Source organism: Burkholderia sp. AU31652 (assembly GCF_002223155.1).
In the GTDB taxonomy this organism is placed as follows: Bacteria; Pseudomonadota; Gammaproteobacteria; order Burkholderiales; family Burkholderiaceae; genus Burkholderia.
This window is the reverse complement of record NZ_NKFG01000003.1, coordinates 582,977-607,573: the sequence shown is the minus strand read 5'-3', so window position 1 is coordinate 607,573 and position 24,597 is coordinate 582,977. Positions and strand designations below refer to the sequence as shown.

Sequence of the window (24,597 nt, the reverse complement as noted above, 5' to 3'; positions counted from 1 at the left end):
GGCTTTTTCGTTTGATGGCGGCCGATGCCGCGTGCCGCTTACTGCCCGGCGATCGTCATCTGCTCGATCAGCACCGAGCCCGTTTCCTTCGTGCCGCGCACGATCGAATCGGCACCGATCGCGACGATATGCCGGAACATTTCCTGCAGCGTGCTCGCGACGGTGATTTCCTCGACCGGATACTGGATCACGCCGTTCTCGACCCAGAAGCCCGCCGCACCGCGCGAATAGTCGCCCGTCACGTAGTTCACGCCCTGCCCCATCAGCTCGGTCAGCAACAGGCCCGTGCCGAGCTTCTTCAGCATCGCGTCGAAATCGTCGCCCGCCTGCGTGTTCGAGCTGCGCAGCGCGAGGTTGTGCGAGCCGCCCGCGTTGCCGGTGGTCTGCGTGCCGAGCTTGCGCGCCGAATAGGTCGACAGGAAGTAGCCTTCGACGACGCCGTCCTTGACGACGCTGCGCGCACGCGTGCGCACGCCTTCCTCGTCGAACGGCGCGCTGCCCATCGCGCGCGGCACGTGCGGATCCTCGACGACCTGGATGTGCGGCGCGAACACCGGCTTGCCGAGGCTGTCGACGAGGAACGACGTCTTGCGGTACAGCGCACCGCCGCTCACCGCCTGCACGAATGCGCCGAGCAGGCCGGCCGCGAGCGGCGCCTCGAACAGCACGGGTACCTTGCGGGTATCGAGGCGGCGCGCACCCATCCGGGCAAGCGCACGCTCGGCCGCGTAACGGCCCACCGCTTCGGGTGCCGCGAGATCGATCGCGCTGCGCTTCGACGAATACCAGTCGTCGCGCTGCATGTGACGGCCGCTGCCCGCGATCGGCGCGCAAGCGATGTAATGACGCGAGTACGGGTAGCCGGACAGGAAGCCGCGCGACGTGGCCAGCACGAACTGCGAATGCTGGGCCGACACGCTCGCGCCTTCCGAGTTGCGGATCTGCGGGCTGACCGCGAATGCGGCGTCTTCCGCGCGGCGGGCGAGCTCGACGGCCTCGTCGGCCGACAGCGCCCACGGGTGGTAGAGGTCGAGGTCACGCGGGTCGGTTTCGAGCAGCTCGGCTTCGGCCAGGCCGGCCGCCTCGTCCTCGGCCGTGAAGCGCGCGATGTTGTACGCGGCGGCGACGGTATCCTTGATCGCGCCCGGCGAGAAATCCGACGTGCTCGCGTTGCCGCGCTTCTTGCCGATGAACACGGTCACGCCGACCATCTTGTCGCGGTTGTGCTCGATCGTTTCGACTTCGCCGCGGCGCACCGACACCGACAGGCCGTCGCCCTCGGAGATTTCGGTCGCGGCGTCCGTCGCGCCGAGCGCCTTCGCATGGCGAAGGATGTCGGAGGCGATTTCTTTGAGCTGGTCCTGCGTGTGCGGGAAATAGCGCGCTTGTACGTCGAGATTGGCTGCCATCGTCTTGATATCCGGTGGCGGGCGGGCGCCCGCATGTTCAAAATGTTGCGTATCCCGCGATCATAGCAAGGTCCGGGGCCGGACACCGACAAGCTTGGGGTGTCCGCGGCGCGATACAATGCCGTCCATGACACGCAAAACCCGAATCCAGCCGATCGAGCATGCCGCCGAAGAGGACGACAATGGCTACGATCGCCCCAGCAAATCCCAGTTGAAGCGCGAGATGCACGAGCTGCAGGTACTCGGCCAGGCACTCGTCGATCTGCCGAAAGACGCGCTGAAACGCATGCCGATGCCCGAAAGCCTCGGCGACGCCGTGCGCGAGGCGCGCCGGATCACCGATCACGAAGGCAAGCGCCGCCAGCTCCAGTACGTCGGCCGCGTGATGCGCTCGCTGACCGACGACGAGACGGCCGCGCTGCGCACCGCGCTCGACGCGCAACGCGGCGTGAACAAGGCCGCGACGGCCCGCCTGCACTGGATCGAACGCACCCGCGAACAGTTGCTCGCGAGCGACGACGCGCTGACCGAATTCCTGCGCCAGCACCCGGAAGCCGACATCCAGGAAGGCCGCACGCTGATCCGCAACGCACGCAAGGAAGCGCAGCAAGGCAAGCCGCCGCGCTATTTCCGCGAGCTGTTCCAGTGGATCAAGACCGCCGGCGGCACGTCCCATGCGGACGACGAAGCGGCGGACGACGCCGGAGACGACCATGACGACGACGAAGCGTAACCACCCGGACGAGCTCGTCGTCGGCCTCGTGTCGATCAGCGACCGCGCGAGCACGGGGGTCTACGAAGACAAGGGCATTCCGGCGCTGCAGGAGTGGCTCGCCGGCGCGCTGGTGTCGCCGTGGCGCGCCGAAACGCGCCTGATCCAGGACGACGCGCCGACGATCTCCGCCACGCTCGCCGAACTCGTCGACGTCGCGGGGTGCGACCTCGTGCTGACGACGGGCGGCACGGGCCCGGCGCGCCGCGACGTGACGCCCGAGGCCACGCTGGCCGTGGCGACGAAGGAAATGCCGGGATTCGGCGAACAGATGCGGCAGATCAGCCTGAATTTCGTGCCGACCGCGATCCTGTCGCGGCAGGTCGCGGTGATCCGCGAGACGGCCGACCATGCGGCGCTGATCGTCAACCTGCCCGGCCAGCCGAAGTCGATCCGGGAAACGCTCGAAGGGCTGCGCGATGCCGACGGCAAGTCGACCGTACCCGGCATCTTCGCCGCGGTGCCCTACTGCATCGACCTGATCGGCGGCCCGTACATCGAGACCGACGCCGCGGTGGTCGCGGCGTTCCGGCCGAAAAGCGCTCAGCGCGCACCGCGCTAAACGCGTGCCGGCCCGCTCAGGCGGCCGGCGCGGACTCGCCTGCCGAAGCCGACGCGGCCGGAATCAGGAAATGCTCGCGGTAGTACTTCAGCTCGTCGATCGACTCGTGGATGTCCGCGAGCGCCGTGTGCATCGCCCGCTTCTGGAAACCCTTGTAGATCGCGGGCTGCCAGCGGCGGCACAGCTCCTTGAGCGTGCTGACGTCGAGGTTGCGGTAGTGGAAGAACCGCTCGAATTCGGGCATCCAGCGCGCCATGAAGCGGCGGTCCTGGCAGATCGAGTTGCCGCACATCGGCGACTTGCCGGGCGACACGTACTGCGCGAGGAAGGCCTGCAATTGCTCGGCGGCTTCCGCCTCGGTCACCGTCGACGCGCGCACGCGGTCGATCAGGCCCGAGCGGCCGTGCGTCGACTTGTTCCAGTCGTCCATCTTCGCGAGCGTTTCGTCGCTCTGGTGGATCGCGAACACGGGGCCTTCGACGGCGATGTCGAGCGTGGAATTGGTCACGACGACCGCGATCTCGATGATGCGGTCGTTATCCGGGTCGAGGCCCGTCATCTCCATGTCGAGCCAGACGAGGTTCAACTCGTTGCGCACGAGCGCGGGCTGGCTGGCGGAAGCGGCGGTATCGGTCATGAGTCATCCTGGAAAATGGCGGACGGCGCGCGGCGCCGCCCGGGCGGCCGGCATCGCATCAGCGGGGCCGGTCCGCAAGAACATATAATTCTCGCATAGAACCCTTTGGCGCCTTCGATGTCACCCTTTTCGTTCACCCTGCTGTTCGCGCTCGCCGTGCTCGCGATGGTCGTCACCAAGCTGTGGCTCGCGTCGCGGCAAATCCGCTTCGTCGCGGCGCACCGTAACGACGTCCCCGCGCAGTTCAGCGCAACCATCCCGCTGACCGCCCACCAGCGCGCGGCCGACTATACGGTCGAGCGCACCCGGCTGACGATGCTCGAAATCGTCGTCAGCGCGGCCGTGCTGGTCGGTCTCACGCTGCTCGGCGGCGTCGGCGCGCTCGACACGCTGCTCACCGGCTGGATCGGCCGCGGCTACGGGCAGCAGGTCGCGCTCGTCGCGGCGGTGCTCGTGATCACGAGCGTCATCGACGTCCCGTTCGAGTATTACCGCCAGTTCGGGATCGAACAGCGTTTCGGCTTCAACCGGATGACGAAGCGGCTGTTCTTCACCGACATGCTGAAAAACTCGCTGCTCGGCGCCGCGCTCGGCCTGCCGCTGCTGTTCGTCGTGCTGTGGCTGATGAACCAGGCCGGCAGCCTGTGGTGGCTGTGGACCTGGATCGTCTGGGTCGCATTCCAGATGCTCGTGCTGCTGATCTACCCGACCTTCATCGCACCGATCTTCAACAAGTTCGAACCGCTGAAGGACGACGCGCTGCGCGCGCGCATCGAGTCGCTGATGAAGCGCTGCGGCTTTGCGGCGAAGGGGCTGTTCGTGATGGACGGCAGCCGCCGCTCCGCGCACGGCAACGCGTACTTCACGGGCTTCGGCGCATCGAAGCGGATCGTGTTCTTCGACACGCTGCTCGCGCGCCTGTCCGGCCAGGAAATCGAGGCCGTGCTCGCGCACGAACTCGGCCACTTCAAGCGCCGCCACGTGATGAAGCGGATGCTCGTGTCGTTCGTGCTGAGCCTCGTGCTGCTCGCGCTGCTCGGCTGGCTGGCGCAACGCACGTGGTTCTACACGGGGCTCGGCGTCACGCCATCGCTCGACACGAGCAACGCGGGCGCCGCACTCGTGCTGTTCTTCCTCGCGATTCCCGTGTTCCTGTTCTTCGCAACGCCGTTCGGCAGCCTCACGTCGCGCAAGCACGAATTCGAGGCCGACGCATTCGCGGCCAGCCAGACCGACGCGCAGGATCTCGTCAGCGCGCTCGTGAAGCTCTATGAGGACAACGCGTCGACGCTGACGCCCGACCCCGTCTACACGGCCTTCTACTACTCGCATCCGCCTGCGTCGCAGCGGATCGACCGCCTGATGCAGCACGCATGAGCCGGCCGACCTCCCGCAAGCCGGCCCCGCGCGCGTCGAATGCGCAACGGGTCGAAGGCCGCGTGATCGCGGCGCACGGGCGCCACTACATCGTCGCGCCCGACGACGGCGGCCCGATGCTGCAGTGCTTCCCGCGCGGCAAGAAGAGCGACATCGCGGTCGGCGACCGTGTCGTGTACGAACTCGCATCGGCCGACCAGGGCGTCATCGTCGAGATCGGCGAGCGGCGCAACCTGCTGTACCGTTCCGACCAGTTCAAGTCGAAGCTGTTCGCGGCCAACCTCGATCAATTGCTGATCGTGCTAGCGACCGAGCCCTACTTCAGCGAGGACCTGCTCGGCCGCGCGCTGATCGCCGCCGAGGCGAACGAGCTGAAGCCGCTCGTCGTGCTGAACAAGATCGACGTCGAAGCCGCGCTGCCGGTCGCGCGCGAACGCCTCGCGCCCTACCGCGCCCTTGGCTACGACGTGCTCGAGCTGTCCGTGAAGGGCTCGCCCGACGACGCGCGCGCACAACTGATGCCGCACCTCGCCGGGCATTCGACGATCCTGCTCGGCCAGTCCGGGATGGGCAAGTCGACGCTCGTGAACCTGCTCGTTCCCGATGCCGAAGCCGCCACGCGCGAGATTTCGGCCGCACTCAACAGCGGCCGTCACACGACGACGTTCACGCGCCTCTACCCGTTGGCGGGCGGCGGCGCGCTGATCGATTCGCCGGGCTTCCAGGAATTCGGCCTCTACCACCTAACGGAAGGCCGTCTCGAGCGCGCCTTCCCGGAGTTCCGGCCGCTGCTGGCCGACTGCCGTTTCTATAATTGCCATCATCTGCACGAACCCGGCTGCGCGATTCTCGACGCTGTCGCCGACGGCCGCATCGCACCGTCGCGGCATGCGCTGTATGCGCAGCTCGTGCACGAGGCGAGCCAGATCGTCCGCTGACCGCGCGGCACGCGCGCGGCGGGCAGCCGGTACCATGCGGGCCGGCGTTCACCGACAGGAGCCGCGATGCGTTTCAAGGCACCCGATCTCGCGACGGCGCAGCATTGGGCCAACGTGCTTCAGGTAGCCGGCATCGGTTGCGAGCTGCATAACTGCTACGCGACCGGCGCGCTCGGCGGCCTGCCCGCCGACGCCTGCACGCCCGAACTGTGGCTCGACGACGAACGCGACGACGCACTCGCACGCCGGCTCCTCGATGCCGCGTCGCACGGCCCGTCGGCCGGCACCGCGCCGTGGCGCTGCCGGCAGTGCGGTGAGGCGCTCGAAGCCCAGTTCACCGCGTGCTGGCAGTGCGGCGCCGTGCGCGATCCGCTGGAAGACGACTGAACCACAGCAAAAAGGCCGGCTTCAAGCCGGCCTTCTGCCTTTCATCGGATACCGCACTGCCCCGTCACGACACCCAGACGGCGAGCGTCAGCATCAGCAGCAGAATCATCCACAGGATCACCGCACGCCAGACGAGACCCACCGCGGATTGCAGCGTACGCGGCGTGCAATCGTCACCGACCGTCAACGGGCCGCTGTCGCCGACGGCCAGCGCATCGAGGCTCGACGGTTCCGCGAGCGGCCCCGCGAGGCGTGCGCCGAGCGCACCGCTGCCGGCTGCCAGCAGGACGCCATCGTTCGGATCGGGCCATTGGCGCGTGTGGTTGCGCCACGCATAGATCGCGTCCTCGAAATTGCCGACGATCGCGAAGCCGAGCGCGGTCAATCGCGCGGGAATCCAGTCGATCACGAAGAACGCACGCTGCGCGAACGTCGAGAAGGCCGCCGTGCGGTCGTCGCCCGGCGTCGACCAGCTGCGTGCGAGGTATTCGGAAATCCGGTACAGCACGGCACCGGCCGGGCCGATCGGCAGCACATACCAGAAGAACACGCCGAACACGTGGCGATGCGATGCGACCACGGCGTGAATCAGCGTATGGCGGACGATTTCGCCGACCGGCATGTCGACCGTGTCAATGCCCGTCCACTCGTGCAGGATTTCGCGCGCACGCGGCACGTCGTCGTTATTGAGCGCGAGGTGGATGTCGGTGAAGTAATGGCTGAACTGACGGAAGCCGAGCGTGAAATACACGACGACGACGTTCCAGATGAATGCGAGCACGAAGCTCACCTTGAACAGCAGGAAATAGATCAGCGCGACGATCAGCACCCACGGCAGCACGACCGCGAGCCAGGCGAGGATGCCGTGCTTCTGCTTGCCCGCGTCGAGACCATGCGCGACGGTTTCCGCATGAAACTGGAACAGCGCGAACACCGGATTGTTCGGCGACAACGCGCGGACCTGTTCGATGATGAGAGCGAGGAGAACCGAAAAGAAAGTCATGCGTGGCGCCGTCTTCGGAGTTATGTCATTTTTTGCATAACGATAACACAGCGTAAGCACCGGATGGCTGCCGGTGCAGCCGCCCGCCAGCCGGCCACGCACGCCGACAACCGTGCACGCCTAGCCGGCGGCCAAGAAGCGGTACAGATTGCGCAACATGCCGGCAGTTGCGCCCCAGATGAAGTAATGCCCGCCGGGTTCGCCATTCGGATAGGGCATCGCAAAAAAACGACGCTCGCCGCCTTCCCAGCGGAACACACGGACCTGATGGTTGGCGGGATTCATCAGGAACGCGAGCGGAACCTCGAAAATCTCGGCCACTTCGAACGTGTCGGCCTGCACGGTGAACGGCGGATGTACGAGGCCGACCACCGGTGTCACGCAAAAGCCCGTACCGGTCAGGTAGTCGGGCAGCGCGCCGAGGATCTCGACACGCTCGTCTGCCAGACCGATCTCTTCCTTCGCCTCGCGCAACGCGGTGGCGGTTGCATCGCGATCGAACGGTTCGCGACGACCGCCGGGGAAGCTGATCTGTCCGGCGTGGTCGTTCAGGTGGTCGGCGCGCTGGGTCAGCAGCATGGTGAGGCCGGACTCGCGGACGACGAGCGGCACGAGGACGGCCGCGCTGCGTGGGTCGACGCCCTCCTGCAGCCTCGCCTCGCCGGGCTCGACGCTCCATTCGAGCGTGCGCGCGAAACGGTCGCGCAGGCCGGACGGCGTCATCAGGCGGGAATCGATGGCCGGCAGGCCGGCGCCGGTGCCTTCGACCGGCAGGACTTCGGGATCGATGATGGGGCGGCGATTCAATGGGGCTCTCGGGTTCGTGTCGTATCGAGCATATTCTCGCGCCAGAATGAAAAAAGCACCCGGTTGGGTGCTTTTTCCTTACAGCTCTTACTCTTGGGAAGCTGCTGCGGCGCGATCCTTCGACACCAGCTTTTCCTTGATACGAGCCGACTTGCCCGAACGCTCGCGCAGGTAGTACAGCTTCGCACGACGCACATCACCGCGGCGCTTCACGACGATGCTTGCCAGCAGCGGCGAGTACGTCTGGAACGTACGCTCGACGCCTTCGCCCGACGAGATCTTGCGGACGATGAAGTTCGAGTTCAGACCACGATTGCGAATCGCGATCACGACGCCTTCGTAAGCCTGAACGCGCTTGCGGTTACCTTCAACCACGTTCACGTTCACGATCACCGTGTCGCCCGGGGCGAATTCGGGGATCGTCTTGCCGGCGAGCGCGCGCTCGATTTCTTCCTGCTCAAGTTTTGCGATCAGATTCATTACTGACTCCTTATGCCATCGTGTCGGCGTTCACACCCGCCTGCTTCCAGGCCTGGCCCCGATAGAGGATGGATTCACATCAGGCGCCGCACACGCATGTACGGCACCGCCAATTCCCGCTCGCGCAGCCGCCTCAGGAGGCGTCCTTCGCTTCGCGTGCGAGGTTCGCGAGCCACGCCTCGTCGGCACGGCTCAACAACTTCTCGCGGCGCGCCCGGACGATCAGGTCCGGCCGCTTCCGCAGCGTATTCCTCAATGCTTCCTGGCGCCGCCACTTCTCGATCTCGGCATGATGCCCGCCGAGCAGCACGTCCGGTACGCGCACGCCGTCGTATTCCTCGGGGCGCGTGTAGTGCGGACAATCGAGCAGGCCGTCAGCGAAACTGTCCTGCACGGCCGACAGCGAATCGTTCAGCACACCAGGCAGCAATCGTACGACAGCATCCATCATCGCCATCGCCGGCAATTCTCCGCCGGACAGGACGAAATCGCCGAGGCTGATTTCCTCGTCGACGCAACGATCGAGCAGGCGCTGGTCGATCGCTTCGTAGCGGCCGCACAGCACGACGACACCGGGTTCCTGCGCCATCCGCACCGCACGATCGTGCGTGAGCGGCGCGCCCTGCGGCGACATCATCACGACACGCGTGCTCGCGATGCCCTGCTCCGCCTGCGCCGCTTTCGCGGCATCGATTGCGGCTTCGAGCGGCCTGGCCAGCATCACCATGCCCGGACCACCGCCGTACGGACGATCGTCGACCGTGCGGTAGTTGTCCGTCGTGAAATCACGCGGATTCCAGGTGCGCAGCCCGAAGCGCCCTTGCTTGACGGCCCGGCTGGTGATCCCCCAGTCGGTCAGTGCACGGAACATCTCGGGAAAGAGCGTGACGACGTCGAACTGCACCGCGCTCTCGGTAACCTGGTTCATTTCAGTAATCGGCTTCCCAGTCGACGACGATACGACGTGCCGCCTGATCCACCGTTTTGACGTATACGCCGACGAACGGAATCAATCGCTCGTCGGTGGTCGGCTGACCGTCTTTGCCGGTCGCCGGATACTCGACACGCATGATCGAATGCACGCCATTGTCGATCATCCCGCTCACCTTCCCGAGTGCCACCGATTGCTCGTTGACGACGTCGAGACCGATCAGGTCGACCCAATAGAATTCGTCCGCGGCCAATGCCGGGAAATCTTCCCGGCGCACGAACACGCGAAAGCCGCGCATCGCGTACGCGGCATCGCGGTCGCTGACGCCCGCGGGTTGCGCAACGACGGTGTCGCTGTGCGCCTTCGACTGCACGATGCGGACGGAAAGCCGCTCCGCTCCGCGTTCCAGCCACCAGTGGCGCGCCTTGAGCAGCGCATCGCCGCCGCGGCCGGCGTCGGCATGCGTCGCCACCTTGACCCAACCCTTCAGGCCATAGGCGTCGACCACCGCTCCGACCTCGACGGCATCGTCGGGCCAGGCTTGCGCCACTTCGAGACTGCCCTGCTGCTCGGCAGCCTGACCGGCGTTCGCGACAGCGTCGCGCTCGACCGGCTTGCGGACGAATGCGCCAAACGACGCACGCCCGCGCCTTGCATTACCGGAATCGTGACCCGCCATCAATGCACCTCACAGCCGGCACGACCGGCACACCGTGCCATGTTAGGCAGCCGGTTGCGCCTTTTGCGCTTCCTTCACGAGACGCTGGACGGTCGGCGACAGTTGCGCGCCAACACCTTGCCAGTACGTCAGGCGATCCTGAGCGATACGCAGCGATTCGCCCTTCGTAGCGACCGGGTTGTAGAAGCCGACGCGCTCGATGAAGCGGCCGTCACGACGGTTGCGCGAATCGGTAGCAACGATGTTGTAGAACGGGCGCTTCTTCGAGCCGCCACGAGCCAGACGGATGATAACCATATGATGTCCTTCGGGAAAACCGGGTTCGAAACTACTGAAACACGCGATTATAGCCGGAAACCAGAGGTACAACAAACACTTACGCGGAAAAAATCCGGAGGCGGCCTGTCCGCCGGGCATACAATCGTCGTGTCCGGGACGTTCTACACCGTCATGCCGCCCCTTCGCGCCGCCTCGACGCGCCGCGCGCAGCACCGTTTCGCGGCGCTGCTTGCCGGCCTTGCCTGCCTCGCGTCCGCACTGGCGTTTGCCGCGCCGTTGCCGGTGGGCGAACTCGTCGTGCCGCCCGGCTTCCACATCGAAGTGCTGGTCGACGCGGTACCGACCGCGCGCGAAATGGCGTGGTCGCCGCGCGGCATCCTGTATGTCGGCACGCGGGAAGGCCGCGTTCACGCATTCGTCATGCACGAGGGCCGGATCAGCGCGCGCTATGTTGTAGCGTCCGGGCTCGACATGCCGGTCGGCGTCGCCTACCGTGGCGGCGCACTCTATATATCCGCCGTCTCACGCATCCTGCGTCTCGATCACATCGACGACCGGCTGGCCACGCCGCCCGCACCTGCCGTCGTCACCGACGCGCTGCCGACCGAACACCATCACGGCTGGAAATTCATCGCGTTCGGCCCCGACGGCAAGCTGTATGTACCGACCGGCGCACCGTGCAACGTCTGTCTCGCCGATCGCAGCCGCTACGCGATCATCGCACGCATGAAGGCGGACGGCAGCGGGAATGAGGTTGTTGCCCGCGGCGTACGCAATACGGTCGGCTTTGCGTGGCACCCGGATTCGGGCGAGCTTTGGTTTACCGACAACGGGCGCGACATGATGGGCGACGACGTGCCCGACGACAAGCTGAACCGCGCACCGCGTGCCGGCCTCGACTTCGGTTTCCCATACTGCCATGGCGGCGACACGCCCGACCCCGAATTCGGCAGCGCCGACGTATGCCGCCGCTATGTGCCGCCCGTATTGAAACTCGGCGCACACGTCGCAGCACTCGGCATGCGCTTCTATACAGGGTCGATGTTTCCGGCCTCGTATCGCAATAATGTCTTCATCGCCGAACACGGCTCGTGGAATCGCAGCACGAAGGTCGGCTACCGCGTGATGCGCGTCGTCGTTTCGGCGGATGGCAGCCAGGCGCGCCAGACTCCGTTTGTCACCGGCTGGCTGCGACCCGACGGCACGGTATGGGGACGCCCCGCCGACGTACTGCCGCTGCCGGACGGCTCGCTGCTCGTCAGCGACGACTATGCGGGCGCGATCTACCGCGTGACCTATGCGGCACCTTGACGCAGGACAGGGGTGACCGGGCCCGACCGGGCGTCGTAGAATGCGTGCCGGGCCGCGCGCCCGCGCCGGCCCGCCGGCCGCCCATGCCAACGACAATACGCCGCCATCCATGTCCAGCAGCACCGCACCGTCCCGCCGCTTTCGCTCCAAGACGCTCACCGCCGCCCTCGCGTTCCTGTTCGGATCGCTCGGCGCGCACCGCTTCTATCTGTATGGCTTCCGCGACGTGTTCGGCTGGGCGCACCTGCTCGCGACGATCGTCGGCATCCCGGGCTTCCTCCTGCTCGCCGCAACCCAGCGCAGCGCGGGCCTCGGCTGGTGGCTTGCCGTTCCCGGCGCAATCTCGCTGCTGGCGGCGTTCCTCGCCGCGCTCGTCTACGGGCTGCGCCCCGACGAAAAATGGGACGCGCAATTCAACGCGGAGACGGGCAAGCACAGCAAGTCGGGCTGGACCGTGATCTTCGTGGTGATCTTCTCGCTGCTGATCGGTGCCTTCCTGCTGATGACCGCACTCGCGCTGTCGTTCCAGACGTACTTCGAGTCGCAGGTCGAAGCGGCGAAGCAGATTTCGCAGTAAGCGTAACGGCCGCTACGCACCGGCGCCGTGCGCCGGTTTGGCTCGCCGGTCAGAACAGGTTCAATTGCGTGTCGTCACGCGACTGCGTCGACCGCGTCGCGGCTGAACGAACAGCAACGCGCGGCGCCGCGGCGGCCGGCGCACCGCGAAACTGCGACAGATCGAGAATCCCGTTCGTGCGCTCGTTCAACCCGAGCCGCTTGACGGCCTGGCGGAAACGCTGCCGCAGCAGGTCGGCCCAGATCCCCTCGCCCTTCATCCGTTTCGAGAAATCCGAGTCGTAGTCCTTCCCGCCGCGCATGTCGCGCACGCGATTCATCACGCGCTCCGCGCGATCGGGAAAATGCGCGGCAAGCCAGTTCTTGAACAGCGGCGCGACTTCCCACGGCAGCCTCAGGATGATGTAGCTCGCATGCGTCGCGCCGGCTTCCGCGCACGCCTCGAGCACGCGCTCCATGTCGGGCTCGGTGACGAACGGAATCATCGGGGCAATGCTCACGCCGACCGGCACACCCGCCTCGCTCAGCGCACGAATCGTACGCAACCGGCGCGCCGGCGTTGCCGCGCGCGGCTCGAGCGTGCGCGCGAGATCGGCATCGAGTGTCGTGATCGTGACCGCCGCCATCACCTGCCCGCGTTCGGCCATCGGTGCGAGCAGGTCGAGATCACGCTCGATCAGCGACGATTTCGTGATCGCGGCGAACGGCAACCCGCGATCGTGCATCACCTGGATCACGCTGCGCGTGATGCGCAGGTCGCGCTCGACCGGCTGGTAGGCGTCGGTGTTGACGCCGAGCGCGATCGGCTCCGGCACGTAGCGCTTGCGTGAAATCTCGCGCTCGAGCAGTTCGGCCGCATTGACCTTCGCATAGATGCGGCTTTCGAAATCGAGCCCCGGCGACAGGCCGAGATAACTGTGCGTCGGCCGCGCGAAGCAGTAGATGCAACCGTGCTCGCAGCCGCGATACGGATTGAGCGATACGCTGAATGGAATGTCGGGCGACTGGTTGTGCGTCAGGATGCTCTTCGCACGCTCCTCGAAGACTTGCGTGCGCAGCGGCGCGGGGAAATCGGTATCGTCCGACTCGTGTGCCCAGCCGTCGTCGACCGCTTCGCGCTGCGCGATCTCGTATCGCCCCTGCAGGTTGTCGACCGCGCCGCGCCCCTTGCGGGGCACGGGCGGCGCTATCGGAAATTCGTTGTCGGATCGATCGTCCATGTGCCCACCCATTCGCCTGCACCCAATACTGTATATTTATACAGTATTGGGTGCAGCATGCCAAGGGCGGGATAAAGGGCCCGACGGCCCGCCGCAGGCGCGTCAGTCGCCCACCGCGATCGTCAGCGTCTCCTTGATTTCTTCCATCACGACATAGCTCTTCGACTGCACGGCGCCGGGCAGCTGCAGCAGGATGTCGCCGAGCAGCTTCCGGTAGTCGGCCATCTCGCCGATCCGCGCCTTGATCAGGTAGTCGAAATCACCGGACACGAGGTGGCACTCGAGCACCTCGTCGATCTTCATCACTTCGCGGCGGAATTGCTCGAACATGTTGCCGCCCTTGTGGCCGAGCGTGATCTCGACGAACACCAGCAGCGCGGCATCCAGCTGGTGCGGGTCGACCCGTGCGTGATAACCGGTGATCACGCCATCCCGCTCCATGCGCCGCACGCGCTCGATACACGGCGTCACGGTCAGTCCAACCTGTTCCGCAAGGTCTTTCATCGCCATCCGACCGTCGTCCTGCAGCAGTTTCAGGATGCGTCGATCGAGCTTGTCGAGCGAGCGTACGGGCTGACGTTGCGTTCTCATTTGTTTATGCTGAAAACCTGAAAAATACGATAACAAAACCTACACATTCGACAATACCATAGCGCAAAAAACTAGATCAGCTAGAGGTTACACGGAGACGCAGGTGCGCCCGGCCTCGATCTGGTCCCTTCCATCTGGAGCAGCTATGCGAGTCGTCATTCTGGGCAGCGGTGTGGTGGGCGTGGCAAGCGCGTATTACCTCGCGCGCGCCGGCCATGAAGTCACGGTGATCGACCGGGAAGCCGGCCCGGCGCTCGAGACGAGCTTCGCGAACGCAGGCCAGATCTCCCCCGGCTATGCCGCGCCGTGGGCCGCACCCGGCGTGCCGCTGAAGGCCGTCAAGTGGATGTTCGAAAAGCACGCGCCGCTCGCGATCCGCCTCGACGGCACGCGCTTCCAGCTCCAGTGGATGTATCAGATGCTGCGCAACTGCACGGCCGAGCGCTACGCGGTCAACAAGGGCCGCATGGTCCGCCTCGCCGAATACAGCCGCGACTGCCTGCAGGCACTGCGCGCCGATACCGGCATCCAGTACGAAGGCCGCACGGGTGGCACGCTGCAACTGTTCCGCACGCAGCAGCAACTCGACGGCGCGGCGAAGGACATCGCCGTGCTTCAGGAAGCGAACGTGCCGTTCGAACTGTTGTCGCCGGCCGACCTGAAGAAAGCCGAACCGGCGCTTGCCGCCGTCTCGCACAAGCTGACGGGCGGCCTGCGCCTGCCGGGTGACGAAACGGGCGACTGCCAGCTGTTCACGACGCGCCTTGCCGCGCTCGCCGAATCGCTTGGCGTGAAGTTCCGCTACAACACGCCGATCGATGCGCTCGCGATCGCGGGCGGCAAGATCGCCGGCGTGCAGTGCGGCAGCGAAACGGTGCGCGCGGACGCGTACGTCGTCGCGCTCGGCTCGTACTCGACGAGCTTCATCTCGAACCTGATGAAGATCCCCGTCTATCCGCTGAAGGGCTATTCGATCACCGCGCCGATCGTCAACGAAGCGGCCGCGCCCGTGTCGACCGTGCTCGACGAGACCTACAAGATCGCGATCACGCGTTTCGACCAGCGCATCCGCGTCGGCGGCATGGCGGAAATCGTCGGCTTCGACAAGAAGCTGCGTGCCGCGCGCCGCGAAACGCTTGAAATGTGCGTGAACGACCTGTTCCCGGGCGGCGGCGACACGTCGAAGGCAACGTTCTGGACGGGCCTGCGCCCGATGACGCCGGACGGCACGCCGATCGTCGGCCGTACGCCGGTGTCGAACCTGTTCCTGAACACCGGCCACGGCACGCTCGGCTGGACGATGTCGTGCGGCTCGGGCCAGCTGCTCGCGGACCTGATCTCGGGCAAGATGCCCGCGATCCAGGCCGACGACCTGTCGGTGCATCGTTACCTGAAGGACGTGGCCGGCGAGACGCGCCCGGCGTACGCATAAGCCACAGCCCGCAGCCGTGCAAGCGGCCGGCATCAAAAAGAACGGCGCCCCTCGGGGCGCCTTTTCATTTCATCGAATCGCGTTGTCATGCCGGTCAGCGGCGTGATGGTTCATGAGGTGTCACCCTCTTCCCCCTCTGTCGATGGCGAAAAAAAGGGGCGCTCGTGGCGCCCCTCTTCTCGTGTGCTTACCGCCGAAGCGTCACACTGCTTTAGCCGAGCTCGGCTACGAGCTCCGGCACGAGCGCGAACAGATCGCCGACGAGGCCGTAATCGGCCACGCTGAAGATCGGGGCTTCCGGATCCTTGTTGATCGCGACGATCACCTTCGAATCCTTCATGCCGGCCAGATGCTGAATCGCACCCGAGATGCCGACCGCGATGTACAGCTGCGGTGCGACGATCTTGCCGGTCTGGCCGACCTGATAGTCGTTCGGCACGTAGCCCGCGTCGACTGCCGCGCGCGAGGCACCCAGCGCCGCGCTCAGCTTGTCCGCCAGCGGCTCCAGCACCTTCGTGTAGTTCTCGCCGCTGCCCAGACCGCGGCCGCCCGACACGATGATGCTTGCGCTCGTCAGTTCCGGACGGTCCAGCTTCGTCACTTCACGGCTCACGAACTGCGACTTGCCTGCATCAGCTGCCGCTTCGATCTTGTCGACCGATGCGCTGCCGCCTTCCGCTGCCACCGGATCGAAACCCGTTGCACGCACCGTGATGACCTTGATCGGATCGCTCGACTGCACCGTCGCGATCGCGTTGCCCGCGTAGATCGGGCGCTCGAACGTGTCGGCCGAATCGACTGCCGTGATGTCCGAGATCTGCGCGACGTCCAGCTTCGCGGCGATGCGCGGCGCGATGTTCTTGCCGTAGGCCGTCGCCGGCGCGAGGATGTGCGAGTAGTCCTTCGCGATGTTCAACGCGGTCGCTTCGACGTTTTCCGCGAGGCCCGCTTCGAGTTGCGGCGCGTCGGCCAGGAGGACCTTCGACACACCTGCGATCTTCGCTGCCGCGTCGGCTGCGCCTTGCGCGTTGTGGCCCGCGACCAGCACGTGAATGTCGCCGCCGATCTTCGCCGCCGCCGCCACCGTGTTCAGCGTCGCGGCCTTGATCGACGCGTTGTCGTGTTCTGCAATCACCAGAATCGTCATTTCTTTCCGCTCCCTCTTACAGCACCTTGGCTTCGGTCTTCAGCTTCTCGACCAGCGTCTTCACGTCCGGCACCTTCACGCCGGCTGCGCGCTTCGGCGGCTCGACCACCTTCAGCGTCTTCAGACGCGGCGCGACGTCGACACCCAGGTCTTCCGGCTTCACGGTTTCCAGCGGCTTCTTCTTCGCCTTCATGATGTTCGGCAGCGTCACGTAACGCGGCTCGTTCAGGCGCAGGTCGGTCGTGATCACGGCCGGCAGCGTCAGCGACAGCGTTTCCGCACCGCCATCGACTTCGCGTGCAACCGTTGCTTTACCGTCAGCCACCGTGACCTTCGATGCGAACGTCGCTTGCGGCAGGCCTGCCAGCGCAGCCAGCATCTGGCCCGTCTGGTTCGAATCGTCGTCGATTGCCTGCTTGCCGAGGATCACCAGTTGCGGCTGTTCCTTGTCGACCAGCGCCTTCAGGATCTTCGCGACGCCCAGCGGCTCGACGCTGTCGTTCGACTCGACGAGGATCGCGCGATCCGCGCCGATCGCCAGCGCCGTACGCAGCGTTTCCTGCGCTTGCGCGACGCCTACCGATACGGCGATCACTTCGGTCGCCACGCCCGCTTCCTTCAGGCGCACGGCTTCTTCAACAGCGATTTCGTCGAACGGGTTCATCGACATCTTCACGTTCGCGATGTCGACGCCCGTGTTGTCCGACTTCACGCGGACCTTCACGTTGTAATCGACCACTCTTTTCACTGGCACCAGGATTTTCATGCACACGCTCCAAAGTTACGAATACGACCAGAGGCCATTCTATAGCGAGGCCTCATGACTGCGCGGCCAAGCGGACCCAACCTTCGTGGTTGTCGAGGATACCGCTTCTTGGCGACGCGCCAATGATAGCGAACGGTCGTTCTATTTTAAAAGAGAAAAAACCCGGACGCAAAGCCCGGGTTTTCGATCATCGACTCTAATCTCGCCGGGCGTCCCGTGCTTCGCCTGTTACCAGGCGGCAATGACCGCGCCGCCGAACTTGCCTTCGATGAACTGCTTCACCTCGGCCGAATGGTAGGCCGCGACCAGTTTCGCGACCCACGGCTTGTTCCGGTCCGCCTCGCGGATCGCGAGGATGTTCGCGTACGGCCCGTTCGGGCCCTCGATCGCGATCGCGTCCTGTTTCGGTTTCAACCCCGCTTCCATCGCGTAGTTGGTATTGATCGCAGCCGCGTCGACGTCACCGAGCGAGCGCGGAATCTGCGCCGCATCGAGTTCGACGATCTTCAGCTTGCGCGGATTGTCGACGATATCGAGCGGCGTCGCCTTCAGCCCCGCGTCCGCGCGCAGCTTCAGCAGGCCCTGCTTCTGCAGCAACAGCAGCGCACGGCCGCCATTGGTCGGATCGTTCGGGACCGCGATGCGTGCGCCCGGCTTCAGTTCTGCCAGCGACTTCACGCGCTTCGAATAGATGCCCATCGGAAACGTGACGGTATCCGCAACCTTGACCAGCTTATAGCCGCGATCCTTCACCTGCGCCTGCAGATACGGATCGTGCTGGTAGCTGTTCGCATCGAGGTCGCCCGACGCAAGCGCGGCGTTCGGCTGCACGTAATCGGAGAATTCGACGATGCGGATGTCGAGGCCGCTCTTCGCCGCGACCTTCTTCACCGCTTCCATGATCTGCGCGTGCGGCCCGCCCGTCACGCCCACCTTGATGGTTTCGGCCTGCGCTTGCGCGCCCGCGAACAGCGCGGCCGCGCCCAGTGCCGCCGCGAATTTCAGCATGAAGCGTCGTTGCATCGAGAGTCCCCTGACGGATCAATCTTGTTTTACTTGTGGCTCAGCCGGCGGACGAGCCAGTCGCCGAACGACTGCACGATCTGCACGAACACGATCAGGATCGCGACCACCGTCCACATCACTTCGGGCAGATAGCGCTGGTAACCATAGCGGATCCCGAGATCGCCGAGGCCGCCACCGCCAATCGCGCCCGCCATCGCCGAATAGCCGACCAGCGACACGAACGTGATCGTCAGGCCCGCGACGACGCCCGGCAGCGACTCGGGCAGCAGCACCTTGAAGACGATCTGCGACGTGGTCGCGCCCATCGATTGCGCAGCCTCGATCAGCCCGCGGTCGACTTCGCGCAACGCCGTCTCGACGAGACGCGCGATGAACGGCGCGGCCGCGAGCGTCAGCGGCACGACCGCCGCGGCCGTGCCGATCGACGACCCCGTAACGAGCCGCGTAAACGGAATCACCGCGACCAGCAGGATGATGAACGGCGTCGAGCGGACGGCATTCACGATGCCGCCGAGCACGCGATTCACCGCGAGATTCTGCAGCACGCCCTGGCGGTCGGTCAGGTAGAGCAGCACGCCGAGCGGCAGGCCGACGAGCGCGCCGACCACTCCGGAGATGCCGACCATGATCAGCGTCTCCCAAAACGACTGCACGAACATATCGAACATCTCACTCAACATACGAAAGCTCCTCTACCACCACACCTTGCTCGCGCAGGAACGCGAGCGCCTGCCCGACCTTGCCCGGCTCGCCGCCAGCGAGGACCGCGAGCGAACCGAATGCCTGCCCCTGGATCTCGTCGATCTGGCCATGCAGGATGTTGAAATCGAGTTCGTACCGGCGAATCGTCTCCGACAGGATCGGCTGGTCGACACCCGAGCCCGTGAACGCGAGCCGCAGCAAATGCCCGCTGCCCGTCTTCAGCCGCTCGGCCACGCGCACCTTCAGCGCGGGCGGCAATTCCTGCGCGATCACGTCGCCGATCAGCGCGCGCGTCACTTCGTGATGCGGCTGCAGGAACACGTCGATCACGCGGCCCTCCTCGACCACGCGCCCCGCATCGAGCACCGCGACGCGATCGCACACCTGCTTGATCACTTCCATCTGGTGCGTGATCAGCACGATCGTCAGGCCGAGCTCACGGTTGATGCGCTTCAGCAGGTCGAGGATCGAGCGCGTGGTCTCGGGATCGAGCGCGGACGTCGCTTCGTCCGACAGCAGCACCTTCGGCCGGCTCGCGAGCGCGCGGGCGATGCCGACGCGCTGCTTCTGCCCGCCGCTGATCTGCGACGGATAGCGATCCTTCTGCGCGGACAGCCCGACGAGGTCGAGCAGCGGCAGCACGGCAGCCTCGATCTCGGCACGGCTTGCGCCGGCCAGTTCGAGCGGCAGCGCGACGTTGTCGAACACCGTGCGCGACGACAGCAGGTTGAAGTGCTGGAAGATCATGCCGATCTCGCGGCGCGCCTCGCGCAGCGCGCCGGCCGGCAGCAGCGTGAGATCGCGCCCGCCGACGACGACATTGCCTTCGGTCGGCCGCGTGAGCAGGTTGATGGTGCGCACGAGCGTGCTCTTGCCGGCGCCGCTTCGGCCGATGATGCCGAACACCTCACCCTGCGGAATCGTCAGGTTGATGTTGCGCAGCGCCTCGACCCAGCCACCCGGCCCGGGAAATCGCTGCGAAAGATTGCGTAATTCGATCATGTAAACAAAACGGCGGCCCGGCTGGCGAGTTGGCCCGCCAGTCGGCCGCCGATGCATCTGGAATAACCGTCGATTTTACCGCAAACCCCTCATTCCCCTTAATAATCGATTTCGATCTTTTCATAACCGCACGAAATTAGAGGAGCACCGCTGGCGCGCCGCGACGGTGCCGCGACTATGATCCGGAACACACATGCCAACTAACAGGGGACACGCCAGATGACCGCCACCACTACGCCGGCCGCCGCACCCGCCACCGCCGGACCGGCGCCTTCGTCGCCGCCCGCGCCGACCATGGGCCGGCTGCGTACCGCGGACGGGCTCGAACTGGCATCGTACCGGTGGGCCGCCGGCGACGGCTCCACGCCGCCGCGCGCGACGATCGCGCTCGTTCACGGTCTTGCCGAACACGCGGGGCGCTATGCCGCACTCGCCGGCCGGCTGAATGCGGCCGGCATCGACGTGCTCGCGATCGACCTGCGCGGGCACGGCCAGTCACCCGGCAAGCGCGCGTGGGTCGAGCGCTTCGACGGCTACCTGAACGATGCGGATGCGCTGGTCGCCGAAGCGGCGCGCGGCAATTCGCCGCTGTTCCTGATGGGGCACAGCATGGGTGGCGCGGTCTCGGCGCTGTACGCGATCGAACGCGCGCCGACGCGCGGCCACGCGTTGACAGGCCTCGTGCTGTCGAGCCCGGCGCTCGCGCCGGGGCGCGACGTGCCACGCTGGATGCTCGCGGTGAGCCGCGTCATCAGCCGCGTCTGGCCGACCTTCCCCGCCATCAGGATCGATGCAGCACTGCTGTCGCGCGATCCGGCCATCGTCGCGGCCAATCGTGCTGATCCGCTCGTGCATCACGGCGCGGTGCCCGCGCGCACTGGCGCGGAGATTCTCGACGCGATGGCGCGCATCGAAAGCGGCCGCGGCGGGCTGCGCGTTCCGGTGCTCGTCTATCACGGGACCGAGGACAAGCTGACCGAGCCCGACGGCAGCCGGGCGTTCGGCACGCGCGTCGGCTCGCCCGATCGCACGCTGACGCTATACGAAGGCGGCTTTCACGAAACGATGAACGATCTCGAACGCGATCGCGTGATCGACGCGTTGATCGCGTGGATTCACGCACGCGTGCCGGCGCGCTGAGCGCGCCCGGCCCGGCCGGTCAATCGGCAATCAGATCCCGGCCAGTACGCGCAGGTGTGCGACGACGCTGCGCCCGAGCGCGGACAGGTTGTAGCCGCCTTCGAGGCAGCTCACGATGCGGCCCTGCGCATGCCGGCGCGCCACGTCGACGATCTGCGCGGTCAGCCATTCGAAGTCGGCTTCGACGAGGCCGAGGTTGCCGATATCGTCCTCGCGATGCGCATCGAAACCCGCCGACACGAACAGCATCTGCGGCTTGAACGCATCGAGGCGCGGCAGCCAGAACATGTCGACGGCTTCGCGGATCGCCATCCCGTTGCTGCGCGCGGGCATCGGCAGGTTGACCATGTTCGGCGCCTGGTGATCGGCGCCCGTGAACGGGTACAGCGGATGCTGGAAGAAGCTGCACATCAGCACGCGCTCGTCATTCGCGAATGCGGCCTCGGTGCCGTTGCCGTGATGCACGTCGAAATCGATGATCGCCACGCGCTCCAGACCGTGTACGTCGAGCGCGTGCCGCGCGGCGATCGCGACGTTGTTGAAGAAGCAGAAACCCATCGCACGCGCGGGCTCCGCATGGTGGCCAGGCGGGCGCACGCCGCAGAACGCATTCGCATAGCGGCCTTCGATCACCGCGTCGGTCGCCGCGATCGCGGCACCGGCCGCGCGCAGCGCCGCACGCCACGTATCGCGGTTCATCAGCGTATCGGGATCGATCTCGACGTAACCGTCGACCGGCGTCATGCTCCGGATGTAGTCGATATGCGCCTGCGTATGCACCCGGCCCAGCGCCACCTCGCTCGCGAACGGCGCGGTTTCGTGCACGATCAGGTCGTCGATGCGGCTCGCGATCAGTTGGTCCTGGATCGCCGACAGGCGGGCCGGGCATTCCGGATGCCATTCCCCCATCTCGTGCAGCATGCAGTCGGGGTGCGTATAGAAAGCGGTTGCCATAAGCTGTCATCCGCGGCGCACGGTGCGCCGCAGGTCTCCATCAATGATGTCCATCGTCTGCCGCGAATTCGCCGCTAACTTACCACAACGGGGGCCCGCCACGCCCCGGCGCGCCGGATCCGTCGGGTATACTGCGCCGAACCCAATCGCCTTGTCCGCCCGCTTCGACATGAATTCCAGCAAGCCTGCCGCCCTTCTCTCCGCGCTGTTCCGTACTCGCGTGCCGCTCGTCGCGGCCGCTGTGGTCGCGGCCCTCGGCACCGCGCCTGCCGGCGCGCAGACGCAACCCGCGAAGTCCACGGGCAAGCTCGTCGCGCAGGCCCAGCCGCAGCAGCCGACGCCGCCAGGCCAGACCTTCGAAGAGGAAATTGTTCCGCAGCGTTACGCGAACAACGCGAAGGTCGATGCGTTCATCGACGAGATGGTCAGCCGCAACGGCTTCGACTCCGCCAGCTTGCATGCGCTGTTCTCGCGCATCAGCTATTCGGCGACAGCGGTCAAGCTCGTGAAGCCGGCCCCGTCGCCGACGGTCAAGAACTGGCGCGTCTACCGCTCGCGCTTCATCGAGCCGATCCGCATCAACGCGGGCGTGAAATTCTGGAAGGCGAACCAGGCAACGCTGCAGCGCGCGTCCGAGCAATTCGGCGTGCCGCCCGAGGTGATCGTCGGCATCATCGGCGTCGAGACGATCTACGGCCGCTACATGGGCAATTTCCGCGTGCTCGACGCGCTGACGACGCTCACGTTCGACTATCCGGATACGCCGAATCGCGACAGCCGCCAGGCGACGTTCCGCAAGAACCTCGAGGATTTCCTGGTCTGGACGCGCGACAACCAGCTCGACCCGACCACCGTGCTCGGCTCGTATACAGGCGCGATCGGGATTCCACAGTTCCTGCCGAGCAGCATCCGCGAATACGCGGTGGACTTCGACGGCACGGGCCATGTCGACCTGCGCAGCAGTCCCGTCGATGCGATCGGCAGCGTCGCGAACTACCTGAAGCAGCACGGCTGGGAAACCGACCGCCCGGTGGTCTGGCAGATCACGCCCGACACGGGCAGCCTGGGGATCGCCCAGGCCGCCGCCGACGGCCAGCCCGAACCGCACTGGGCGCTGTCGCAACTGCTGCGCGCGGGCATGACGCTGAACGAGCCGACGGTCAACATCACGACCGAAGGCGGTACCCCCGTGACGGTGGTCGACCTGCCGTCGCCGGGGCGTGCGACCGAGTACATGCTCGGCCTCAAGAATTTCTATGTGCTGACGCGCTACAACCGCAGCTTCTTCTACGCGCTCACCGTGTACCAGCTTGGCGAGGCGGTGAAGGCGCAGATGGAAGCGAGCGGCGCACTTCAGCCGGCCACCGCCGACACCGAATCGCAATAAGCACCAACCGCTCAAAGAAAAAGCGCCGCACTAGCGGCGCTTTTTTTATCGCACGCGCGTTGCGCGCACCTGCCTGCGTTCAGGCAGGAAACACGCCCGTGGACAGGTAGCGGTCGCCGCGATCGCAGATGATGAACACGATCGTCGCATTCTCGACCTGACGCGCGATGCGCATCGCGACTTCACATGCGCCGCCCGACGAAATGCCCGCGAAGATGCCTTCGACCGACGCGAGCCGGCGCGCCATCGTTTCCGCCGCGGCCTGGCTCACGCTCTCGACGCGGTCGACGCGGCTGCGATCGAAGATGGTCGGCATGTACGCTTCCGGCCACTTGCGGATGCCGGGAATGCGCGAACCGTCTTCCGGCTGCGCACCGACGATCTCGATTGCCGGATTCTGTTCCTTCAGATAGTGCGACGTGCCCATGATCGTGCCCGTCGTGCCCATGGCCGACACGAAGTGCGTGATGCGCCCTTCGGTATCGCGCCAGATTTCCGGGCCGGTCGCTTCGTAGTGCGCAATCGGATTGTCGGGGTTCGCGAACTGGTCGAGGATCACGCCCTTGCCTTCGCGCTGCATCTGGTCCGCGAGATCGCGTGCCAGCTCCATCCCGCCCTTCACCGGCGTCAGGATGATTTCGGCGCCGTAGGCAGCCATGCTCTGGCGGCGCTCGACCGACAGGTCCTCCGGCATGATCAGCACCATCTTGTAGCCGCGGATCGCCGCTGCCATCGCAAGTGCGATACCCGTATTGCCGCTCGTCGCCTCGATCAGCGTATCGCCGGGCTTGATGCGCCCGCGCGCCTCGGCCTTGCTGATCATCGACAGTGCCGGACGATCCTTCACGGAACCCGCCGGATTGTTGCCTTCGAGCTTCGCGAGCACCACGTTGTTGCGCGCGCGAATTTCATCGTCCGGCAAGCGGACCAGTTGGACGAGCGGCGTATTGCCGATCGTGTCTTCGATAGTTTTGTAAGCCATGGAGATACCGTGAGTACGAGGCCGATCAATCGATCGATTGTAAACCAGCACCGCTGCTCACGCCGGCAACCCCATTGCGACGATGGAATACGCGTGCCGT

General features: G+C 65.7%; 27 protein-coding genes. 10 read left to right on the top strand and 17 right to left on the bottom strand.

Annotation, left to right across the window (positions count from 1 at the left end; all coding sequences use genetic code 11):
• Positions 1-38: 38 nt before the first annotated feature.
• Positions 39-1,409, bottom strand: a complete 1,371-nt coding sequence (gene pmbA / locus CFB40_RS05520; RefSeq protein WP_039370934.1) for a metalloprotease PmbA — start codon at positions 1,407-1,409, stop codon at positions 39-41.
• A 127-nt stretch (positions 1,410-1,536) separates the two neighbouring features.
• Between pmbA and yjgA the strand changes: the two genes are divergently transcribed.
• Both yjgA and mog read left to right on the top strand, forming a co-directional pair.
• A complete protein-coding gene (gene yjgA, locus CFB40_RS05515; RefSeq protein ID WP_272481932.1) occupies positions 1,537-2,142 on the top strand; it encodes a ribosome biogenesis factor YjgA in 606 nt (201 codons plus the stop codon).
• Entirely contained in the window at positions 2,123-2,743 is a 621-nt protein-coding gene (gene mog, locus CFB40_RS05510) for a molybdopterin adenylyltransferase (RefSeq protein ID WP_011351366.1), read from the top strand. Before yjgA ends, mog begins: the two co-directional genes overlap by 20 nt.
• A 16-nt stretch (positions 2,744-2,759) precedes the next feature.
• Here the strand turns inward: mog and orn are convergent, their stop codons facing one another.
• Positions 2,760-3,380 (bottom strand): oligoribonuclease, encoded by a 621-nt coding sequence (orn, locus tag CFB40_RS05505; RefSeq protein ID WP_046545212.1) that lies wholly within the window; start codon positions 3,378-3,380, stop codon positions 2,760-2,762.
• A gap of 117 nt (positions 3,381-3,497) precedes the next feature.
• Here orn and CFB40_RS05500 point away from each other — a divergent pair, with 117 nt between their 5' ends.
• The 3 genes from CFB40_RS05500 (at position 3,498) to CFB40_RS05490 (ending at position 6,082) form a co-directional block, all read left to right on the top strand.
• The gene (locus CFB40_RS05500) at positions 3,498-4,757 is read left to right on the top strand and encodes a M48 family metallopeptidase (RefSeq protein WP_089424819.1); all 1,260 of its coding nucleotides are present in this window, start codon (positions 3,498-3,500) and stop codon (positions 4,755-4,757) included.
• Positions 4,754-5,695 carry a ribosome small subunit-dependent GTPase A gene (gene rsgA, locus CFB40_RS05495; protein ID WP_089430775.1) on the top strand — a complete coding sequence of 314 codons (942 nt, stop codon included), beginning with the start codon at positions 4,754-4,756 and terminating at the stop codon, positions 5,693-5,695. Before CFB40_RS05500 ends, rsgA begins: the two co-directional genes overlap by 4 nt.
• Before the next feature lie 66 nt (positions 5,696-5,761).
• Positions 5,762-6,082 (top strand): putative signal transducing protein, encoded by a 321-nt coding sequence (locus CFB40_RS05490; RefSeq protein ID WP_089430774.1) that lies wholly within the window; start codon positions 5,762-5,764, stop codon positions 6,080-6,082.
• 64 nt (positions 6,083-6,146) lie between these two features.
• Here the strand turns inward: CFB40_RS05490 and CFB40_RS05485 are convergent, their stop codons facing one another.
• The 6 genes from CFB40_RS05485 to rpsP form a co-directional block, all read right to left on the bottom strand.
• Positions 6,147-7,085 (bottom strand): CobD/CbiB family protein, encoded by a 939-nt coding sequence (locus tag CFB40_RS05485; RefSeq protein ID WP_011351361.1) that lies wholly within the window; start codon positions 7,083-7,085, stop codon positions 6,147-6,149.
• Positions 7,086-7,205: 120 nt separating this feature from the next.
• Positions 7,206-7,892: a CoA pyrophosphatase gene (locus CFB40_RS05480; protein WP_069247448.1), complete on the bottom strand. Its 687-nt coding sequence runs from the start codon at positions 7,890-7,892 to the stop codon at positions 7,206-7,208.
• Between the two features lie 87 nt (positions 7,893-7,979).
• On the bottom strand, positions 7,980-8,372 hold the full coding sequence (rplS, locus tag CFB40_RS05475) for a 50S ribosomal protein L19 (protein WP_006753174.1): 393 nt from the start codon (positions 8,370-8,372) through the stop codon (positions 7,980-7,982).
• Positions 8,373-8,505: 133 nt separating this feature from the next.
• On the bottom strand, positions 8,506-9,300 hold the full coding sequence (trmD, locus tag CFB40_RS05470) for a tRNA (guanosine(37)-N1)-methyltransferase TrmD (RefSeq protein WP_006476548.1): 795 nt from the start codon (positions 9,298-9,300) through the stop codon (positions 8,506-8,508).
• A gap of 1 nt (position 9,301) precedes the next feature.
• Complete coding sequence (gene rimM, locus CFB40_RS05465) at positions 9,302-9,982, bottom strand: ribosome maturation factor RimM (RefSeq protein ID WP_089424816.1); 681 nt, start codon at positions 9,980-9,982, stop codon at positions 9,302-9,304.
• A gap of 42 nt (positions 9,983-10,024) precedes the next feature.
• Complete coding sequence (gene rpsP, locus CFB40_RS05460) at positions 10,025-10,279, bottom strand: 30S ribosomal protein S16 (protein WP_006476550.1); 255 nt, start codon at positions 10,277-10,279, stop codon at positions 10,025-10,027.
• A 153-nt stretch (positions 10,280-10,432) separates the two neighbouring features.
• On the opposite strand from rpsP, the gene CFB40_RS05455 reads away from it, so the two are divergent.
• Together CFB40_RS05455 and CFB40_RS05450 are read left to right on the top strand one after the other, a co-directional pair.
• Entirely contained in the window at positions 10,433-11,572 is a 1,140-nt protein-coding gene (locus tag CFB40_RS05455) for a PQQ-dependent sugar dehydrogenase (protein WP_089431367.1), read from the top strand.
• Positions 11,573-11,681: 109 nt separating this feature from the next.
• Complete coding sequence (locus CFB40_RS05450; protein ID WP_039370986.1) at positions 11,682-12,149, top strand: NINE protein; 468 nt, start codon at positions 11,682-11,684, stop codon at positions 12,147-12,149.
• A gap of 49 nt (positions 12,150-12,198) precedes the next feature.
• On the opposite strand, the gene CFB40_RS05445 is transcribed toward CFB40_RS05450, so the two are convergent.
• Positions 12,199-13,380: a PA0069 family radical SAM protein gene (locus CFB40_RS05445; protein ID WP_089430773.1), complete on the bottom strand. Its 1,182-nt coding sequence runs from the start codon at positions 13,378-13,380 to the stop codon at positions 12,199-12,201.
• Positions 13,381-13,470: 90 nt separating this feature from the next.
• Positions 13,471-13,959 (bottom strand): Lrp/AsnC ligand binding domain-containing protein, encoded by a 489-nt coding sequence (locus CFB40_RS05440; protein ID WP_011351353.1) that lies wholly within the window; start codon positions 13,957-13,959, stop codon positions 13,471-13,473.
• 145 nt (positions 13,960-14,104) lie between these two features.
• Here CFB40_RS05440 and CFB40_RS05435 point away from each other — a divergent pair, with 145 nt between their 5' ends.
• Positions 14,105-15,391 (top strand): D-amino acid dehydrogenase, encoded by a 1,287-nt coding sequence (locus tag CFB40_RS05435; RefSeq protein WP_089424813.1) that lies wholly within the window; start codon positions 14,105-14,107, stop codon positions 15,389-15,391.
• Positions 15,392-15,602: 211 nt separating this feature from the next.
• On the opposite strand, the gene CFB40_RS05430 is transcribed toward CFB40_RS05435, so the two are convergent.
• The 5 genes from CFB40_RS05430 to CFB40_RS05410 form a co-directional block, all read right to left on the bottom strand.
• Positions 15,603-16,538 (bottom strand): electron transfer flavoprotein subunit alpha/FixB family protein, encoded by a 936-nt coding sequence (locus CFB40_RS05430; protein ID WP_089430772.1) that lies wholly within the window; start codon positions 16,536-16,538, stop codon positions 15,603-15,605.
• A gap of 16 nt (positions 16,539-16,554) precedes the next feature.
• The gene (locus CFB40_RS05425) at positions 16,555-17,304 is read right to left on the bottom strand and encodes an electron transfer flavoprotein subunit beta/FixA family protein (RefSeq protein WP_089424812.1); all 750 of its coding nucleotides are present in this window, start codon (positions 17,302-17,304) and stop codon (positions 16,555-16,557) included.
• 228 nt (positions 17,305-17,532) lie between these two features.
• Entirely contained in the window at positions 17,533-18,327 is a 795-nt protein-coding gene (locus tag CFB40_RS05420) for a MetQ/NlpA family ABC transporter substrate-binding protein (protein WP_089424811.1), read from the bottom strand.
• A 29-nt stretch (positions 18,328-18,356) separates the two neighbouring features.
• Positions 18,357-19,010, bottom strand: a complete 654-nt coding sequence (locus CFB40_RS05415) for a methionine ABC transporter permease (protein ID WP_011351347.1) — start codon at positions 19,008-19,010, stop codon at positions 18,357-18,359.
• Positions 19,000-20,034, bottom strand: a complete 1,035-nt coding sequence (locus tag CFB40_RS05410; RefSeq protein WP_089430771.1) for a methionine ABC transporter ATP-binding protein — start codon at positions 20,032-20,034, stop codon at positions 19,000-19,002. Before CFB40_RS05410 ends, CFB40_RS05415 begins: the two co-directional genes overlap by 11 nt.
• A 219-nt stretch (positions 20,035-20,253) precedes the next feature.
• On the opposite strand from CFB40_RS05410, the gene CFB40_RS05405 reads away from it, so the two are divergent.
• Positions 20,254-21,174, top strand: coding sequence for an alpha/beta hydrolase (locus CFB40_RS05405; protein ID WP_089430770.1), 921 nt, complete (start codon positions 20,254-20,256; stop codon positions 21,172-21,174).
• A gap of 30 nt (positions 21,175-21,204) precedes the next feature.
• Here CFB40_RS05405 and CFB40_RS05400 read toward each other — a convergent pair whose 3' ends face one another.
• Positions 21,205-22,128 (bottom strand): histone deacetylase family protein, encoded by a 924-nt coding sequence (locus tag CFB40_RS05400; RefSeq protein WP_089430769.1) that lies wholly within the window; start codon positions 22,126-22,128, stop codon positions 21,205-21,207.
• Between the two features lie 43 nt (positions 22,129-22,171).
• Between CFB40_RS05400 and mltB the strand changes: the two genes are divergently transcribed.
• Complete coding sequence (gene mltB / locus CFB40_RS05395; protein WP_089430768.1) at positions 22,172-23,515, top strand: lytic murein transglycosylase B; 1,344 nt, start codon at positions 22,172-22,174, stop codon at positions 23,513-23,515.
• Between the two features lie 79 nt (positions 23,516-23,594).
• Here mltB and cysM read toward each other — a convergent pair whose 3' ends face one another.
• On the bottom strand, positions 23,595-24,497 hold the full coding sequence (cysM, locus tag CFB40_RS05390; RefSeq protein WP_089424806.1) for a cysteine synthase CysM: 903 nt from the start codon (positions 24,495-24,497) through the stop codon (positions 23,595-23,597).
• Between the last annotated feature and the right edge of the window lie 100 nt (positions 24,498-24,597).